This window comes from Vibrio sp. 1402, assembly GCF_033340275.1.
Window position 1 is genome coordinate 203,022 of the sequence record NZ_JAWOWE010000004.1, and the last position, 14,631, is coordinate 217,652.

Annotated in this window: 19 protein-coding genes; all 19 read right to left on the minus strand. The window is 49.1% G+C overall.

Annotated elements, in window-relative coordinates; translation table 11 throughout:
- Positions 1 to 2: 2 nt before the first annotated feature.
- On the minus strand, positions 3 to 2,225 hold the full coding sequence (locus tag R7044_RS09920; protein ID WP_225455530.1) for a hypothetical protein: 2,223 nt from the start codon (positions 2,223 to 2,225) through the stop codon (positions 3 to 5).
- Complete coding sequence (locus tag R7044_RS09925) at positions 2,206 to 2,538, minus strand: phage tail assembly protein T (protein WP_225455531.1); 333 nt, start codon at positions 2,536 to 2,538, stop codon at positions 2,206 to 2,208. The genes R7044_RS09920 and R7044_RS09925 overlap by 20 nt, the downstream gene beginning before the upstream one ends.
- Positions 2,539 to 2,561: 23 nt before the next feature.
- A complete protein-coding gene (locus R7044_RS09930) occupies positions 2,562 to 3,044 on the minus strand; it encodes a hypothetical protein (RefSeq protein ID WP_225455532.1) in 483 nt (160 codons plus the stop codon).
- Positions 3,045 to 3,046: 2 nt separating this feature from the next.
- Entirely contained in the window at positions 3,047 to 3,544 is a 498-nt protein-coding gene (locus R7044_RS09935; RefSeq protein ID WP_225455533.1) for a phage tail tube protein, read from the minus strand.
- Positions 3,545 to 3,546: 2 nt separating this feature from the next.
- Complete coding sequence (gpU, locus tag R7044_RS09940; RefSeq protein ID WP_025500501.1) at positions 3,547 to 3,996, minus strand: phage tail terminator protein; 450 nt, start codon at positions 3,994 to 3,996, stop codon at positions 3,547 to 3,549.
- Positions 3,986 to 4,618 carry a phage tail protein gene (locus R7044_RS09945; protein WP_171343091.1) on the minus strand — a complete coding sequence of 211 codons (633 nt, stop codon included), beginning with the start codon at positions 4,616 to 4,618 and terminating at the stop codon, positions 3,986 to 3,988. Before R7044_RS09945 ends, gpU begins: the two co-directional genes overlap by 11 nt.
- Positions 4,615 to 4,905, minus strand: a complete 291-nt coding sequence (locus R7044_RS09950) for a hypothetical protein (protein WP_005376961.1) — start codon at positions 4,903 to 4,905, stop codon at positions 4,615 to 4,617. Before R7044_RS09950 ends, R7044_RS09945 begins: the two co-directional genes overlap by 4 nt.
- Before the next feature lie 8 nt (positions 4,906 to 4,913).
- Positions 4,914 to 5,405 carry a hypothetical protein gene (locus R7044_RS09955; protein ID WP_193263088.1) on the minus strand — a complete coding sequence of 164 codons (492 nt, stop codon included), beginning with the start codon at positions 5,403 to 5,405 and terminating at the stop codon, positions 4,914 to 4,916.
- A 64-nt stretch (positions 5,406 to 5,469) separates the two neighbouring features.
- Positions 5,470 to 6,507, minus strand: coding sequence for a major capsid protein (locus R7044_RS09960; RefSeq protein WP_025500506.1), 1,038 nt, complete (start codon positions 6,505 to 6,507; stop codon positions 5,470 to 5,472).
- 40 nt (positions 6,508 to 6,547) lie between these two features.
- Entirely contained in the window at positions 6,548 to 6,889 is a 342-nt protein-coding gene (locus R7044_RS09965; protein WP_005376958.1) for a head decoration protein, read from the minus strand.
- Positions 6,890 to 6,902: 13 nt separating this feature from the next.
- On the minus strand, positions 6,903 to 8,255 hold the full coding sequence (locus R7044_RS09970; RefSeq protein WP_213891821.1) for a S49 family peptidase: 1,353 nt from the start codon (positions 8,253 to 8,255) through the stop codon (positions 6,903 to 6,905).
- Positions 8,248 to 9,804 carry a phage portal protein gene (locus R7044_RS09975; RefSeq protein WP_213874740.1) on the minus strand — a complete coding sequence of 519 codons (1,557 nt, stop codon included), beginning with the start codon at positions 9,802 to 9,804 and terminating at the stop codon, positions 8,248 to 8,250. The genes R7044_RS09970 and R7044_RS09975 overlap by 8 nt, the downstream gene beginning before the upstream one ends.
- A complete protein-coding gene (gpW, locus tag R7044_RS09980) occupies positions 9,804 to 10,013 on the minus strand; it encodes a gpW family head-tail joining protein (protein WP_005424556.1) in 210 nt (69 codons plus the stop codon). Before gpW ends, R7044_RS09975 begins: the two co-directional genes overlap by 1 nt.
- Positions 10,010 to 11,986, minus strand: a complete 1,977-nt coding sequence (locus R7044_RS09985; RefSeq protein WP_225455534.1) for a terminase gpA endonuclease subunit — start codon at positions 11,984 to 11,986, stop codon at positions 10,010 to 10,012. Before R7044_RS09985 ends, gpW begins: the two co-directional genes overlap by 4 nt.
- Complete coding sequence (locus tag R7044_RS09990) at positions 11,874 to 12,476, minus strand: terminase small subunit (protein WP_140144400.1); 603 nt, start codon at positions 12,474 to 12,476, stop codon at positions 11,874 to 11,876. Before R7044_RS09990 ends, R7044_RS09985 begins: the two co-directional genes overlap by 113 nt.
- An 88-nt stretch (positions 12,477 to 12,564) precedes the next feature.
- The gene (locus tag R7044_RS09995; RefSeq protein WP_225455535.1) at positions 12,565 to 13,071 is read right to left on the minus strand and encodes a lysis protein; all 507 of its coding nucleotides are present in this window, start codon (positions 13,069 to 13,071) and stop codon (positions 12,565 to 12,567) included.
- Positions 13,053 to 13,532, minus strand: coding sequence for a lysozyme (locus R7044_RS10000; RefSeq protein ID WP_193269700.1), 480 nt, complete (start codon positions 13,530 to 13,532; stop codon positions 13,053 to 13,055). The genes R7044_RS09995 and R7044_RS10000 overlap by 19 nt, the downstream gene beginning before the upstream one ends.
- Positions 13,519 to 13,710, minus strand: coding sequence for a hypothetical protein (locus tag R7044_RS10005; RefSeq protein WP_005376950.1), 192 nt, complete (start codon positions 13,708 to 13,710; stop codon positions 13,519 to 13,521). The genes R7044_RS10000 and R7044_RS10005 overlap by 14 nt, the downstream gene beginning before the upstream one ends.
- A gap of 155 nt (positions 13,711 to 13,865) precedes the next feature.
- Entirely contained in the window at positions 13,866 to 14,534 is a 669-nt protein-coding gene (locus tag R7044_RS10010) for a hypothetical protein (RefSeq protein ID WP_225455536.1), read from the minus strand.
- Positions 14,535 to 14,631: the final 97 nt, after the last annotated feature.

Consider the following 14,631-nt stretch of genomic DNA (forward strand, 5'->3'; position numbering starts at 1 on the left):
GCTTATACTCCCACTGGCTTGAGGTCAAAGCGCTGCGCGATCCCTTGAGACATTGGTCCGTCAGAATCGAGGTCTTCCAAAAAGACATCGGTGATGTTTTCACCATTGTCACCTTGGCGCTCTCTCACTTTCGCTCCCTCTGGTGCGCCGTAAATGTTCACCACGTTACGACCTCCAACGGCCAACCCTGCCTTGGCCGAAGCAAGGCTTGGATCATTCATCGCGAACTTCTGACGCTGCATGGCCATGATGGCGCTATACATTTGGTCGATTCGGTTCGCGGACTCATTGGTGTAAACGCGCTCACCAGCTTTCAGCGTCCAGTCGGATTCCATTCGGCCACCCAACATCGGCACTTCGGATATCCCGTTGTGCGCCATGTTCGAGACTGAATCGACTTTGCTGGCCATGGAGATACCAAAGCCCATCGCCGTACCTGCCGCTGCCGCAGCAAGACCAGGACCGACATAAGGAATACCAACCAGAGATTTGTATGCCGCTGACGCTGATTCGTAAGCGTTAAGCATGATTTGGAAACGCGCTGCGGTTTTACCAATACGAGCGGCGTTTTTGTTTTCACTGTTTTGTAGCTGAGAGATTTGACCGAGGAAGTTGCTCATGCCTCGAACGCGTTCTTGCATCAAGCGCTCTTCACGATACGCCCGTTTTTCAGCTTCGACTTTTGCCTTTTCGGTTTTGGCGTTTTCACTGCGAGCGAATGCATCGACAGAACGTTGCAGCGCCGCTTCTTGCTCTGCTTCAAACTCGGCTTGTGAGGTTCTAAAGAACTCTTTCTCGCGATCGCTGTACTCGGTTTTTAACGCTTCCAAAGTATCAAAGCCACGACGCTTCAACTCTTGCTCAGACACCTGCATTTCTTCGATGTCACGCAAGCGTTGCTCATGCGCTAACATGAGTTTTTCACGCTCACTTGCGTACTGCATATCGAGCGACGCTAGGCGCGATGCGCCAGAAGACTGCTTACTTTCTAAACCTGCGGTGTCTTTCGGTAATACTCTGTCTGGCGTGTCGCCTTCAGGTTTTAAACCTGGTTGCGGCGTGTCATAGTTCATGCCAGTTCGCATGATGTTGTAGCGTTTTTGCTGACGCGCTATCTCGGCATCGAGCTCATCAAGTTGCTTTGTTAATCGTCCAAAATCAGAGTTGAGGTTGAATAGCTCGTTTTCACTACGACCAAGAGGGTTTATAGGCAGTAAGCTGTCAACATCAATACCTTCGTACTCTTTAAAGGTACGGTTTACCTCTTTTAACTCGTCACTAAGCTCTTTTCTCTCTGACCTTAATTCTGACAGCTTTTGGCTTAGCCCATCGACCGTTCTTGGTGTGTCTGACCAACTATCAAACAGTGTTCCCCAATAGTCGATTGAGTAAGCTAGCTTATCGCTGAACCAATCAATCTGATCACTGGCTCCAAGCACGGCATTAGCAAAAGAGCGCTGCAACTTAAGCCCAGTATCTTTGAGCTTTTGGTCCATCTCTTTGAACTTCTCAATGTCATATTCCGACATGGATACGTTCAAATCGTCGTATTTTTTGGTCAGCTCAAAGAGCTTTTTGCCTTGATTATCGAGCAATGGCATCAAGGCTGAGGCATCGTTCGCGATACTCTCCAGATAAAATATCTGGCTTTTCATTGGAACGTTGGCTTGGTCCATCGCCGTTTTGATGGCAATCAACGCATCGGGACCCGACAGCTCTTGCAGCTTCTCAATGGTCAGGCCAACTGTTGGCGCGATGTTCTCCATGAAGTCGGCAAATTCACCACCTTCATTTTCGGTAAAGTCGCCCAGCTTATCGTTAACGTCCTTCAGTATCTCGGCCATGTTTTCGCCGCTGATATTGAACTGCTCAGAGGCGTATCCCAAGGCTTGAATTTGCTGGACCGATACCTGAGCAACGGTAGCCATCTTTTCGATTTCGCGCGCTTGTTGCGCCTGCTGCGTAATGAGGTAAGCCGTGGCACCTGTGACGGCACCAATGCCTGCCGAGACATAACCTGCAGCATCTAACACGCCGCGACCTGCGTTTTTGGCGCGGTCTGCGGTTTGCTCTAAAGAGCGGCTTAATGATAAGTTTGAGTCGTTCGCCGCTTTGGCTTCTTTGGTGTAGCCACGCAGCATCTTTTTGGCGTAATCCACATCTTTCTGAAACTTGGCGGTTTCAGTATTGAAGCGGATATTAAAATCAGCTATCTGGGCACTCAAGGCGAACTCCTCCTGCCGATGCGCTCAACGCCATCAGCTCTTCGTCGGTGTATTCTTTCGATTCTTCTTCGGGATGTTCTAAGGTTGGCAGGAAGTCATGGTAGCTTCTGAGGACGCTTTCGTCCTTGCACCCTGCGGCCATGGCCGTGACATTCCAGTTTGAAGAACAAGTTACGGCAAAGCGCAGATTGTCCATCTGGTGCTTGAAGCCGTGTTTTGAAAAGTATTCACGCCACTCCACAACGGCTTCGCCGCTAATGGAAGCCAACAAGGTGCGCCAACAGACTTGCCCGAACTCTCGGGCAAGGTCCATGGCAAACTCAATTTCATCCCGAATTAGACTTTTGGGTCGGTGGGTTCCTGAGTGGTGGTTTCTTCAGTCGTAGCGGTTTCAGTGGTAGTGGTGGTTTCCGAATTATCTGATGGAGCCGTTTCTTCTTGACCTGGAATGGATAGCCCAGAGAACAATGCGATTTCACGATAAAGAGCTTCAACCTGTGGTGGAGACATTATGGACATGATCTGTTGATGACGCTCATCAATATTATCAGAGTCTCCAGGGTATCCATACGCGACTAAACGTGCCTGAGCCATAAAGTTGAGTCTAAACCATGCATTCGAATACTTCTTAAGCTCAAGAAGATAACGCTCTTGTTCTTCTTGCGTTGCCCCTTCTGGTGGTTTATTTGGACTCTCTGGCTCTGGGATTTCTGCACAATAATCCATGTAATTCAGTCGATCTAAACCAGATAGCTGAGTAATTGTGACCATCTGTTCATCAATCGGCACTTCTTTTTTCTTCAAAAAAACCTGTGTCATTATTATGCTCCTGCGCCAGCGGCTTGTTCAGCAATCAGCATTTCCGCGAGTTTTGGCTTGCCAACGTTTTTGAATTTGACTGAGCGAGTGATCTTTTCTTTAATCGTCACCGCTTTACCCAATGAGTTGATGTAGCCAGAATAGGCATCCACCGTCCCATTTGGGTATTTTGAGCGATACTCAGTAACCGTTCCGTTTTCGACATCATCAACAAGTTGTTGTTGACCAGGTTCACCTGGCTTCCAAACGATCGTTAAATTGGTTTCGCCTGCTGACTTTTGACCTGGCGTGGTCTTTGCCCAGTCCGCATCAGGATCGTCTAGGTAGTTATCTTCTTCATCTTCCACGGTGATTTCACCTGGCTGAAGCTCTTTGATACCGCCTACCTTGTCCCACTTGGCGTCATCAAGATAATCTGCCGTCGTTAGCAGTTCTTGGTCGTCTTTTTTGCGCCAGAACGTAGTACCAGCGCCTTTAATTGCTTGAGTTGGGTCCGACATGATTAAACCTCTTCGGTGTATTCAATAGTAAATACCAAGTCCAGCGTTCCCCAAGGCTGTTCTTCGTCTTGTCCGTATCCAAACGATTGACGATTACAGAGTCCGAGAAGACCGTTGGCGGTGTAGTGTTTGGTGATGATCTTGCGAACTTCTTCACCTAATGCGTCGAGCTCTTGCTCCGTGTTGTTATCTGCAACCAGGTAGATTCTGATAGTCAGATCAGAGCGCCATGTAATTTCTTCAAAATCTTCTTCAACGCATTGACCTTCAGAAAGGGAGACTGAAATGGCAGGGATGTCCGTATCATTCTCTTCAGCTTCAAATTCGGGAACCGCGATGTATCTGGGGTTGCCATTAAAAAACGTTGCTATGATTGACTCGCCAGTCTCATCGACTAACCCTGCTTTCAAATCAGCTACGACTTGTTTGCGTATGGCGTTGTTAATTTCCACGACCAACCTCTCTGCGAATAACCAAGCGGATTTGTTGCTTCATCGCGCTGGACAGCTCTTTTTTCATGTCCGTTCGAAGCAACTCATCGCTGTGCTTTTTAAATGCTTTGGTGATTTCATTCACGATTGGCACCTTGCACACTTTGATGGGATGCCTTGCATCCGAGACACGTTGCATGATGTGCCAACGACCGTTCTTCAGCTTTTGTAAGAAGGCGTTCTCGAAGCGGTGCCGACCGACAACAATGGCGGTGTTACCGGATAGCTCTCGCTTTTGGTAGCGACCATTTCGGCCTCGGTTAACTCGGCTGATTTGGTATTGCCCTCGCTTGCGCCGAATTTGGGTTCTAGCCGTATCGATAGAGATGGCAGGAACATCGAACCTGCGCACTCTGACAAAAGCCACTGGCATTTTCCCTGTGGCCTTTTTTGTTATCGACGCGCGAGGGCGAATAACTTTTTGCTTGATACGAACGGCTTTCGCGGTGTCTTTCACTGACCGAGAAACAGCTCGAGCAGCCACACGGTTAATCGCCATTGCACTGGCTTTCGGTACCGCGTTACTTTGTAATGAAGAAAGGTTTTTAACGGCTACCGCCAATTCCCGATCAATGCTATTCATAAGATCACCACAATATTTCCGTCTTCTGGATAAGGGCCGCTGGTGACAGTGAGCTTTCTGCCCGAGGAAACGAACTCAATAGGTGTTCCCTTCTTCGGTCTGACATTGTCTGCTTTCTTAAATGTCAGCTTGCGAGCGATGCCTGCCATAGCGTCAAACTGGTTTAGGGATTCGTCATAAATGGCTTTGATAGGTTCTCCACCATTGACTTTCACCCAGACACCAAACGCTTCAGAAACCGTGTTATCCACCTCTTCCATTAACTGGTCGAATTCGTTATCAAACATAAGCGGCCTTACATCGTCGCGACGAAATACGCCAAGCCTGCGTCTACCGCTTCCATCGCGGTTTCTTCATCTAAAAACGGCTTATCGCCACGTTTGAGCAGCACCGTCTTTTGGCCTTGCAAACACTGAAACGGCTTATCCACGAGAACTTGCACATTACCTTTTTCATCGGCGTTGACTTCTGGCGGCTCACCATCGTCTAGAACCGTGGCATCGTCGGGTAATTCGACCGCAGCACCGATAAGCACTTCCGATTTTTCGCTGGCTTGACTCTCGGTTTGTTCGCTTTGATCACTGGCAGTATGGTTAGCGTCATTTCCTTGCGTTTGCGACTGTGCTTCATCATCGGATTCGTCCATGTCTGGTAACTTGGCTTCCAAATCGTCAATGACTTTATTTAGCTGGGCTTCGGTCGTTTTGTCTGAATATTGCGGTTCAGTAATACCGAGCTCTTTGCAAAGCTCATCAACACGTTTTTTCAGGTTTTCTTTTCGGCTCATGATTGGCTCCAAAGTAAAAATGGGTCCGTGGACCCATTTTGATTTTCGTTAGTGGTGGTCAGAATTAACCGACTTTGACGACAACAACTTTGTTAACGTCAATGAGGTACATCGCAGGGGCGGCTTCCGTTTTGGTATAGCGAACTTCTGGATCGCCATTTTCCGTCCAATCTTTCACGTAGCGTTCGGCTTCATCAAAGCCTTCACGCTGAGCGGATAAGTCTTGGATTTGACCGTACAGACGCGCACCGCGCAGTTCGGTATGCGCCAGAATCAACGTGAAGTCGCGTTGGACTTTCTTCGTTGTGCCGTCACGGTCGATGTACTCTTCATCCACCACGATGATGGTGACATCGCCAAGATTGCCTTTAACGCTAACCGTTGCACCTAAGTCTTTTAGCGCGGTTTCAAGCTGAGAGTTAGAGCCACGACGAGTTTCCAGCGCGTCATTGAACTTCTCGAATTTGCGCATCAACGCCCACGTTTTAGGATCGGTAATGATGACATTCGTCAGGCCTTCAGAAATCGCCGCCCAAGTTTCAATGTCACCAACGATGTCGTAGGTAGCAAAGTCTTGATTCGCCCACTGAGCCGCCGTAAGAAGCGTGATCATGTTGTCCGCATTTCGGCCTGCATCAATTTCGTAAGGCTTATCAATGTAAGGGCTGTCGATAACGGTTTTACCGTCGTACACCATCTCGGCACACATCAGCTCTTCACGGTCACGAACCGCTTGCTCTTCGATATCGAGGTTTTGCATCACAATCGCGTTTTGACGATCACCTGCCGACATAGAGCCTGTGATTGGCTCGCCTGGTCGGCGCTTAACGCTTTGGTTTGCCGTTACTGCGTGTTTTGACTTCACGTATGCAGGCTTAAAGCTTGAGGTTTTAAAGCCTTGATTGCGGTCTATTGCGGCACCAATCATCGGTGAGCAAAATGCTGCAATCTTGGTTTTATTTGGGATCATGTCGAGGTCGACTTTTTCCGTATCGAAGGTATACATCTCACGGAAGAAGAAGCGCATGAAGAAGTTGTCGCGACGAATACCTGCTTCTTGAATGGCTCCAAGCAGTTCGCGAGTGGTGTAATTATCAGGCATAAGAAGCTCTTTTTTTTCTGAATTCAAAGAAAACGACGAATTAGTATTCGTCGTCTACGAAAACTGGACTGCCAAGGAAAGCAGCGCGTTTTTGCTTGTTGGTTGTGACCGTATCTGGCCAGTTCACAAAACCGATACGAAAGCCACCCTGTAGGTAAACTGTCGATTCTTGGTCGCTGCCTGTATTCGTCACATCACGAGCCGAGATAGCGATGGCTTTACCTGGTGTACCGTCCCATTCCACCAAAGTGGCGGCGTCAGTCGCGTCGACCATTAATGGGGTTCGAGCAGGAAAAGATACGCCCGTTTTGATGGTTGCTCGCGCCGTGACTGGTGCGCTAATAAACAGCTCATCTGGTGTGTATTCTGTTTGTTCTAACATGCGAGTTTCCTTGTTAAATGCGTGTGTATGAAGACGCTAGCGCTTTGATGTTCTTTTGTTCTTCGGTGACATTACCGGAACCAACATCATCACCAAGAGGCTCACCGTGCTCTGAGGCCAGTGCCATTAATGCCGACTCGTTTTGCGCAGTGGCACTAACTGGTACTGAAGCAAGTAAGGCCTTGGCTTCATCGACGCTAATCTTTGGATTACTGGCAAGTTGCTGCGCGAGCGCTTCACGCCCTTTGGCTTCTTCTAGGCCAATAATGCCCATGCAGCGTTCACGCTCTTTTGTGGCTGGGTCCGTGGACTCATCACTTTGCGCGCTCGCTTGTGGCTGTTCTGGAGTGGATTGCTGTTCTTCAGCTGGAGTTTGTGGAGTCGCTGGAGCGGCGGCTTGTTGTGGATTGCCTTGCTCACCCGTTGCGACTGGTTGTTGTTCTGCTTGCACCGTCATAGCGGCTCCCATATCAAAGGTGGTTTGTTGTTTCTTGAACTGTTCAGCCATTATCTGAACGGCATCAAGACCGTTGACGACTTCGTTTGCGAAGCCAACATCCACTGCGGCTTGGCCTTCGTAGACCTGCGCCTCAGTCGATAAAATGGTTTTAATGTCGACGCCCATGTACTCGGCGGCTTTACCTGCGAACATTTGACGTGTGCTCTCTGCTTCGGATTGCCATTTCTCTCGCACCTCTTTCGGTAGAGATTGGTAAGGGTTGCCATCGGCTTTATGGTCACCTGCCGTCACAAGGGTGATTTCCACGCCTTGCTGATCCAGCATCTTCTCGATGTTGGTGTGCGCCATAATCACGCCCACCGAGCCTGCTATGCCCGTTTGAGTTATGAGGCGCCTTGAGCACGCACTCGCAATCATTTGGCCTGCACTGCAGTGCATGTCGTAACCGAGGGACCAGATAGGCTTGATTTTGCGCATCTCTGCGATTTTGTCAGCCAAGTCAAAACAACCTGCGACCATGCCGCCTGGTGTGTTCATATCCAGCAAAATGGCTTTGACTTCGGGATCTGCGACCGCTTCTCGCAAGCGGTGCATAATGCCGTCGTACCCTGTCATCCCCGAGTAGGGTTTGATATGGCCATACTTATGAACCAGCGAACCATCAATCGGAATGATGGCGATACCCTGAGAGACTTGATAGCTGCGGTTACTGCTACGAGTCCGAGAAAAGCCAGAAGCGACTTTTTTCATGTCGTTCTCACGCAGGATTTGCCCTTCGGTGTCGGTTATCTGGACCACATTTCCGAGACGTTGGCTGAGCGCCGAGAAAAATACCCGAGCGTAACCAGCTTCTAAGGCGAGCGGCCTGTTGAATGTGTTGCTGATTAGGTGTTGTAAATTATTCATTTGAACTCTCGCTTGGGTTATCCGGTGCTAACGCTTGTAGCTTCATCCAGCTTGGCGGTGGCAAACCTTTCGATTTGCGCTCTTCCATCTCTGCCAACTGTTGATCAAAGATTTCTTGATAGTCTTCACCGAGTAGCGCGAGCTCTTTCTCATACGTCGATAGACCTGAGTCGATACGCAGTACGGCTTCTTTTACTTCTTTCAATCCATCGATGGCCAGTCGACCAGAGCCAATCCAGTCACACTTGGTCCAAGCGTTGCGGCGTTCGTAGAAGTTGAATCGCGCTTTGCTTGGCAGCTTGATGTAGCCACGCAAGATCATTTCTTCGAACATGAGTGCGAAGATTTGGCTGGCGAATCGGTTAGCAATGATTTTTCGTCGACCCATGAAGTAACGCCATGAATCGTTGTGCGAAGCACGAATGGTGCTGTAAGACATTTGCGCGTAATTGCGCGACAGCTGCGCGTAATCCACGCCCAATCCAGCCGCAACGTAGCGGATGATGGATTGCTCCAAGGCCGCGAATCCGTTATCAGCATTCCCTGCGCTGTGCAGGTTGATTTTGTCACCTGGCATGAGGTGAGGCAGTTTGACGCCGTTGAACTTGACCTCGTTGGTGGCGTAGTAATCGCCGTAGGTCATTAGCATCTTTTCGACCGCGCCATTTTGCTGCGCACCGAACAAGTACTCCATCGCTTGGTCCGTTCCAAGCTCTGACTCGATACTGGCGGCGTACATGGCGTTGACAATCGCTCGCTGTAACGTGGTGTTCTGTAAGGTGTCGAGCATCTTCAATTGCTCTAAACACGATAAGAACTTATTCACGCCACGACATTGCCCACCTTCCGATGGCTCAAAGATATGCAAGAACCCCATGCGCCCCGAGCGTAAACGCTTCGGTACTTCACGCCATTTCTTGGGCGAGCCAAAGTTATCGGCTCCTTCTTCAATGAAGTAGGAAATGGCTTCGCCATGTCGATTGAAGCGCATCCCACCACGCTGATGGGGTTTGTCCATCATGTAGTTGGGGTTGTTAACCTTGCGTGGCGCGACCATGCGAATGCAGGTTGAAAAGTGCGAATGGCGACGGTCTATCCATTCAGGCTTCGCCATGATTTCGCCCGTGTGAGCATGCGTTTCAATGCCCTCTCGCATCATCATGGTGAACGTGCGGCGACCTTCTGCGTCGATAAAGCAGTTCGGGTCTTCGGCGATGTCACGAAAAATGGCTTCCACTTCACGCACGAACCCTTTGTCTGGATCGATGCCGAGCAATAGCCAGTTCGGTTTGTAACTGAGGCGAAACTCAGAGCCAATGATGTGGTCTTTGTGTAGCTGGATGCCGTTTGCAGCAATACCGTTATTGCGCGTGACATCGTCTGTTCTGGCGTTCGCCTGTCTCATGACAGGCAAGAAAGCAGCGTCTACCGATTTTGACGGTGGGTTCCAATCGCTCATCTGGCCACCAAACCCTGAACCGCCAGCTCGATACACCGCATCTCTTAATGGTGTTTGACCATCTGCAGCCAGTAGTCCGGTGTGTGTCATTAGAATGAAACTCCTGCTGGGCCGCGACGACGAACTGAGCTCAATCCTAACTGTCCACGCAAGTCATCAATGTAGGCGCGAAGTTCATGGATGTTGGCTCGACTGTATTCAACTTTGCGGTCTCCTTTCTGTACGGAAACCGCCATCTTTCCTGTTTGCAAGCTATGAAAGGCGGCTTCGGCCTGTTGCAACATTTCTTGTTTTGTCATCTTGTTCCACCTTTCAATCTCGCGGCTAACTCAGCGATGCTGAGACCGGGTGTTTGTGGTTGTTCTTGAGGTTGTTGGGGTTGCGGCTCTTCCAGTTCGAGACCGAACCGTTGAGTGAGAATGTTGAGTGCCGCATACGCATACACCCATCCGTCTAACGCTTCATCAAATGGGTGGTATTGCTTCACCCATCGCCAAACTTGTCGCCCTGACTTGTCATGTTCCAACTTTTTATTGGCTGAGCAGAGCTGCTTGAAAAACTCATCACCGGCTATGTCATCATCCAGTGGAAAGTGAACACATCCAGGCACAGGTTCATCACCTTTCGGGTTTAAACCTAAACGGCTGTAAAGTCGTTGCTTGATACCGTCGGTACCTAACCTAGTGAGGTAGACTTTTTTGTTGTTTTTCTTGCGAGGGAAGTTTTGTATCGGCTTGCCGTATTGGTTCTCACCTTGGATTGGGATCACCCACATCACGCCGTGCGTTCGACTCATCTGGTAAACGTCATCGGTTTTATGGCCCATGGCGTCCCAACACCAAAGCTGAACGTCCATCACTTGGCCACTACGCTTTTTGTAGGTCCGATACAGCGCTTTTCCGGTGGCATCCTTTAATACTTGGCTCGATAAATCCCCGAGAAGAACGATGTGCTCAACAAGCCAACATTCCTCACCTGGTCCCCACGCCCACACAAAGAGCTCGATGCGGTCATCCTGAGTGTCAATGCCTCCGGTCAAAACCACGGCTCGCTCAGGCACTGGGTTACTGGTGCGACTCTCGGCCCACCATATTTCACGGCGCGACTTGAGATGCTCCCAATCTAGCTTCTCTCCGTTCTCACCATCCCAAAGCTCACCGAGCGTTAGGTTGACGAACGTTTTGAGCTGACTTGGGTCGTCTTTCTTGTTAAGGAAGTCACGCACTATGCCGCGCCAACCTGCACTCAATTTGGTGTTGTATCCTGACCAAATGTGAATACCGACGCTGCTTGGCGTTGGCGCTGGGTTGTCGTCTATATCAAAGAACTCATGGCCATCGCGTGTCCATGTGCCATCTTCAGCAATCCAACGACCTGCCAGCTCCATCTTGTAGAGGTGCTTGTAGTAGATAGGGTCGTCACAATGAACGCAGCTGTAATAAACCGTCTTTGATTTTTTCTCGATACTTGGCTGAGTGTTGTCCCACTTGAAGCCGTGTTTATCTTCTTTACTGCCCCATTCTAAAACCTGCTCGGTTCCGCAGTGTGGGCATGGCAGATAAAAGCGGAAAGTCAGCTCCATCTTTGCCATTAGGCGTTCAACGTGCGACTCGCCTGTATTGGTTGGTGTGGTTCCCCACCTTGCCATCGGGAAAGCGGCACCTTCCAAGCGCATTCGCGCAAGATCGATAGGGTTACCTTCTTTACCGACTTCCCAATCCCATCCGTCAATCTCATCACCAAACAGCGCGCCTTTAGTCAGAGCGCGCATGTTTCGCGGTGTGGATGTGCCGAGGACATGCAGCGACCAGCCTGTTCCCTGTTTGTAGGAAACGGTGTTTCGGTGGTCCTTAGCGAATAAGGCTGGGAAGATTTGGTGCATGATTGGCATTTCCTGCCAAGCAGCATCAATCTCGGTGACAGAGATGTTTTTTGCGTCGTTCTCTGTCGGAACGTATATCACGGTGTTGGTTTTGAACTGAGCATGCAGACAAGAGTTTGCTGCTATGACCAACTTGGACCAGCCAACACGAGCCGACTTTTGCATGGTCAGCTCGGATATAGCGCGGTTGCACATCATGTTGAGTGGCACAACCTGCAAAGGCAGTGTTTCCCAAAAGCCTTCTTCCTGAGAAGAACCAGCAGCTAACCGGAAATGCTTATTGGCCCACTCCGCTCCCTTGATGGCGATTGTTCTCCTCATCCCCATCAAGCCACGACGGACTTTCGTCTGGATCGCTGTCAATGTAATCGGAGAGGTTTGGTTGAACATCGGCACACTCATTTAATACAGCAGCAATCACGGCCTCTAAAACTTCCACCGCTTCGGGTGGCATGTCGGGCCATGCGTTCTTTAGTTTCGGAAGGAGGGTGTCGAGGCGTGTGCCCACTCTGGCGCATACCTGTTCTAAGGTGTCGACGATGATGTCTATTGGTGCGTAACTTTTTTCAAACAGTACGCGCTTGGCTTTTAGCATCGCCAACTTTTCGCGCCGTTCCTCTATCTTGAGATCGCGTTCTAATTTCGCAAACGCTTCCTCATCTTCTTGCTCGGTTTCCGGTTTTGAATCAGAGGCTTTTGATTGCGATTTATAGGTAATGTAAGCATGGATACACGCAAGAGGATCGATACCATTTCGCCCTTTGGCGACAGGCAGAACCCCTTGTTGCGTAAGGTTTCGGACCTGTCTAGATGAAATGCCAAGAAGCGTCGCTATGTCCAACTGCGTGAACTTTTTGCTCGGGTTGAATAGTTCGCTCATTCATGGTTTTTGACCGGAAACCGGAAACCTCCAAAATAAAAAAATTTTTAACGAGAGCTTTTCTGCGAGGTCGAGCCCCCGTGGTCGCTCAGGGTGCTCGAAAGGACCCGCGATCTAATTGATCTTCTGCTAGGCATTGAGTCCTGATGTAATCTTGCAAATACTTTGTCTGCTGCTCGTTCTCAATCATCATTCGCCTGAGACGTAGATAATCTTGTTCAGCTGCGGCTCCAAGTCTTGGGGGGTTTGCATTGCCCACGCTTCTGGTGCTGGTGGCTTCGGACACTGCTGGGCAATCTGCCTGGACATACACCCGCTTAGAGCCAGTGCTGAGACTATCGCTAAGACGATCAATTTCTTCTTTTGCTGCGGATAACTCTGCTGCATGCTTCTCTCCCAATTGGTTGAAGGATTGAATTTGAACTCGCTGCTGGTGTAACACTGCGATATAGCCCTGAATCTCACTCTTTACCAAGGTTAGCTGGCTTTCAGCGATATCAGCCCGACTGCTTTCCACGAACAATGCTGCCGAGAGCGTCGCAACCACTACTACCGCAATAGCTGTCGCCCATACGGTCAGCTTTGCATTAGGCATACTTCCCTCTCGATATCTCGTCGGTTCATCAATCCTTTCCATGGTTTGCCTGCTGCATATACCCATCGTTTAAGCTGGTCACATGCTGCATGCCACTCACCTTTGTTGAGCAGCTTTAGTAACGTCGAGCGTGAGAATGAGCCTATGCCAACGTTAAACGTGAAAGAGTAGAGAGCAGCTCGTGTCGTCTCAGGAATATCAACGTGAATCATTGGGTCGACCATTCGCTTAACATCAGCCAAGTCAGACTCGAGCAATTCATCACACTCGGCTTGTGAGTAGACTTTGTCTGAAATGATGCCTGCTCCTGTATGTCCGTAACAAACAGTTTGAACGCCAGCGACATCGATGTAAGGAGTATACCGAACGCCTTCCATTGGCTTTACCATTGCTGTCGCCATAATAAGAGCCGAAGCTCCTGCGGCTGCTAACATCTTGACTGCAGAATTAAGGTGCTTCATCGCCATAGTCCTTTTCAAAGCGCTTTTTCTGCCAGTAGTTATTAATCCAGGCAGTAATGAGCATGCCAGCCAAAGCAATCAGCACCGTATAACCATCTGCAGATATAGACCCAAACACTCCTATTACCCCATTCCAAAAATAAGATAGGGCGCTGGATATCTTTTCGTTCATACGCATACTCACCCCCGTACTGGAGTGCCCTTTTGCTTGGGTGAAAATGAAAAAACCCCGCCGAGGCGAGGTTTTCGAGAATTTATGATAGGCACAAAAAAACCGCCTAAGTGGCGGTCATTTTCAATACTGTGTACTTATCCATAGTGGATATATATACATTAAATTGCCCCGTTTTTATTTTCAAGCTCTTTTTTGAATAATTTTCGCGCAGACTTGTCGTAGTTAATCAGCAAGGTACGAATCACTTCAATGTGCTTTTCCCATTCAGACCAGTGGTTTTGGTAGTAGCGAGTACGTTTCTTTCTGAACCCATCAGACTCAATATTCTTGTCTTTACAATCTACTTCCACCAGCGCTTTGATTAGGAACTGACGGCTAACGCTGGGCGTATATTGAATACCATCATGATCGAAGTAAGTCTGAGCCCCAGCCAATTGCTCAAGCGCAATATTACCAGCGATAGTACTAATGAGCGCTTTAACTTTGAGATAGGTTCGCTTCTGAACAATCACGCCTTGCTCAGATGAATGAACGACCCAATCATTCAACACACTTTCAACCAGGCGCGTCTTGTTTTCTTTCGAGTTCCAAAGTGGTGAGGCGTAGGCGTATAGACTCCAGTCGGCCAAATGCGCTGCTTTCTTTTGCATTCTATCTATCGTTAAAAGTACTTTTGCGCCATCAATTCGAGATGCCATTTGGTAGTCAGCAGCCCCGAAACCTCCACCACCACCAGAGCCGTCATTGTACTTTGCCTTGATGCCTTCCGTAGCCATACCAATTGCCGCTGGCATAGGCCATTTTTCTATGTTCGTCACCAACCCCATGTCATCTCCTAATCTTAGGCTTATCATAAATAATACTGTTCAAATAAACAGCATAACATATGACACTTAAATAACATGGCAATATGAATCTGTTCTC

Excerpts from the sequence above, each read along its gene's own strand:
- R7044_RS09985 (WP_225455534.1), bottom strand. The coding sequence starts at position 11,986 with ATGTTCAACCAAACCTCTCCGATTACATTGACAGCGATCCAGACGAAA.
- R7044_RS09965 (WP_005376958.1), bottom strand. The coding sequence starts at position 6,889 with ATGTTAGAACAAACAGAATACACACCAGATGAGCTGTTTATTAGCGCA.
- R7044_RS09990 (WP_140144400.1), bottom strand. The coding sequence starts at position 12,476 with ATGAGCGAACTATTCAACCCGAGCAAAAAGTTCACGCAGTTGGACATA.
- R7044_RS09975 (WP_213874740.1), bottom strand. The coding sequence starts at position 9,804 with ATGACACACACCGGACTACTGGCTGCAGATGGTCAAACACCATTAAGA.
- R7044_RS09950 (WP_005376961.1), bottom strand. The coding sequence starts at position 4,905 with ATGTTTGATAACGAATTCGACCAGTTAATGGAAGAGGTGGATAACACG.
- R7044_RS09995 (WP_225455535.1), bottom strand. The coding sequence starts at position 13,071 with ATGCCTAATGCAAAGCTGACCGTATGGGCGACAGCTATTGCGGTAGTA.
- R7044_RS09945 (WP_171343091.1), bottom strand. The coding sequence starts at position 4,618 with ATGAATAGCATTGATCGGGAATTGGCGGTAGCCGTTAAAAACCTTTCT.
- gpW (WP_005424556.1), bottom strand. The coding sequence starts at position 10,013 with ATGACAAAACAAGAAATGTTGCAACAGGCCGAAGCCGCCTTTCATAGC.
- R7044_RS10000 (WP_193269700.1), bottom strand. The coding sequence starts at position 13,532 with ATGAAGCACCTTAATTCTGCAGTCAAGATGTTAGCAGCCGCAGGAGCT.
- R7044_RS09930 (WP_225455532.1), bottom strand. The coding sequence starts at position 3,044 with ATGACACAGGTTTTTTTGAAGAAAAAAGAAGTGCCGATTGATGAACAG.
- R7044_RS09970 (WP_213891821.1), bottom strand. The coding sequence starts at position 8,255 with ATGAATAATTTACAACACCTAATCAGCAACACATTCAACAGGCCGCTC.
- R7044_RS09955 (WP_193263088.1), bottom strand. The coding sequence starts at position 5,405 with ATGAGCCGAAAAGAAAACCTGAAAAAACGTGTTGATGAGCTTTGCAAA.
- R7044_RS09935 (WP_225455533.1), bottom strand. The coding sequence starts at position 3,544 with ATGTCGGACCCAACTCAAGCAATTAAAGGCGCTGGTACTACGTTCTGG.
- R7044_RS10010 (WP_225455536.1), bottom strand. The coding sequence starts at position 14,534 with ATGGGGTTGGTGACGAACATAGAAAAATGGCCTATGCCAGCGGCAATT.
- R7044_RS09925 (WP_225455531.1), bottom strand. The coding sequence starts at position 2,538 with ATGGACCTTGCCCGAGAGTTCGGGCAAGTCTGTTGGCGCACCTTGTTG.
- R7044_RS10005 (WP_005376950.1), bottom strand. The coding sequence starts at position 13,710 with ATGCGTATGAACGAAAAGATATCCAGCGCCCTATCTTATTTTTGGAAT.
- R7044_RS09960 (WP_025500506.1), bottom strand. The coding sequence starts at position 6,507 with ATGCCTGATAATTACACCACTCGCGAACTGCTTGGAGCCATTCAAGAA.